2 protein-coding genes are annotated in these 1575 nt (G+C 65.3%); both read left to right on the top strand.

Annotated elements, in window-relative coordinates:
- The first annotated feature begins 191 nt into the window (after positions 1 to 191).
- Positions 192 to 716 (top strand): sigma-70 family RNA polymerase sigma factor, encoded by a 525-nt coding sequence (locus ACRCSW_RS15130; protein WP_438706399.1) that lies wholly within the window; start codon positions 192 to 194, stop codon positions 714 to 716.
- Positions 713 to 1507 (top strand): anti-sigma factor family protein, encoded by a 795-nt coding sequence (locus tag ACRCSW_RS15135; RefSeq protein ID WP_438706401.1) that lies wholly within the window; start codon positions 713 to 715, stop codon positions 1505 to 1507. Before ACRCSW_RS15130 ends, ACRCSW_RS15135 begins: the two co-directional genes overlap by 4 nt.
- Positions 1508 to 1575: the final 68 nt, after the last annotated feature.

Raw genomic sequence — 1575 nt, forward strand, 5'->3', positions numbered from 1 at the left:
AGAGACCTGGGCCTATGCGTCGCTGGAAAAGGCGCTGGCAGGCGAAGCGACGGATTGGTGATATGAGCCTTCAACAGGCAATCGCGTTTCCGCCGGCCCTCTGGGTCGGCGGTTGCGCATTGAAGTCGGATCATGTTCACCTGCACCGGACCGACAGGTCCGCCGCAGACCGTGGCCGGAGAATTTATGCCGTGATCGACCTTGTTCAGTTCCGCAAGGACCTGGTCGGCCTTCTGCCGCGGCTGCGCCGATTTGCCCTGACGCTGACCCGCAGCCGCGATGACGGCGACGATCTGGTGCAGGCCGCCTGCGAACGGGCCATCCTGCGGGCGGGGCAATGGCAGCCGGGAACGCGGCTGGACAGCTGGCTTTTCACCATGATGCGCAACATCTGGGTCAGCGAGATGCGCAGCCGCCGGGTGCGCCTTGGCCAGGGCCACGTCGATGCGACTGAAACGGACGAACTTTCGACACCCGTCGGGGCCGTCGATCACATCTACGGCAATCAGCTGATCGGCATGGTGATGTCGCTGCCCGAAGGCCTAAGTGCCTGCTTGCTTTTGGTATCGGTCGAAGGGCATTCCTATCAGGAGGCCGCCGATATCCTTGATATCCCGATCGGCACGGTGATGAGCCGGATGTCGCGGGCCCGCCAGTTGATGAAGGAACTGCTCGCCGATCCGACCGGATCGACCAGGGGAATGAAAGTGCAATGACCACCGCACCGGACCTTGCCACGCGCCTCAGCGCCTATCGCGACGGGGAACTGCCCGAGGCGGAGGCACGCGCCGTGGCGGCGCTGCTGGCAAAGGATCCGGTGGTTCAGGCGGAATATGACACGCTTCTGCGCGCCGACGACGCCATCGACAAGGCCTTTGCCGCAATGCTGCACGACCCGGTGCCGGAGGCCCTTCTGCAATCGCTGGAGCGCGCCGAGCTTGCGCCACAACCCGCCAACAGCCCGTTTCCACCGCGCTGGGGCATGGCCCTGGCCGCGTCCGTCGCGCTTTTGATGGTCGGCGGAGTGGGCGGGTCGTACCTTACGCGGCAGATGGCCCCGCCGCAGGAGCTGGCCGCGGGCTGGCTGGATCAGGTCGCCGAATATCATCTCGTCTATGCAGCCCAAAGCCGCCATCTGGTCGAGGTTCCGGCCTCGGAGCAGGCTCATCTGGAAACCTGGCTTTCGGAACAGACCGGGGTGGCGTTCGCCGTCCCGGACCTTGCGGCAAGCGGGCTGACCTTCCAGGGCGCGCGGCTGTTGGTGGCATCCGGCAAGCCGGTGGCCCAGCTGATGTATACCGATGCAGCGGGTCAGGTGATCGCGGTCTGCTTCATGGCCGGGGGTGATGCGGCGCTGGGCGACGGGCTAAGCCCCCTTGCCACCCGGAATTTCGATGCGCTGGACATGGTCAGCTGGAAAAGCCGGGATGCGTCCTACGTGGTCGTCGGCCCGAAAGGTGCCGCCGGGCTGGACACTGTCGCCGAGACCGCCTCCCTGACCCTATAAGGCGGTTTGCGTCAAATCTGAACCGGAGCGTGCCGCTCATCACTCCCTTGCGGGCGTTCTTCGCTGGG

This window comes from Tabrizicola sp. (genome assembly GCF_051645465.1).
Taxonomy (GTDB): Bacteria; Pseudomonadota; Alphaproteobacteria; order Rhodobacterales; family Rhodobacteraceae; genus Tabrizicola.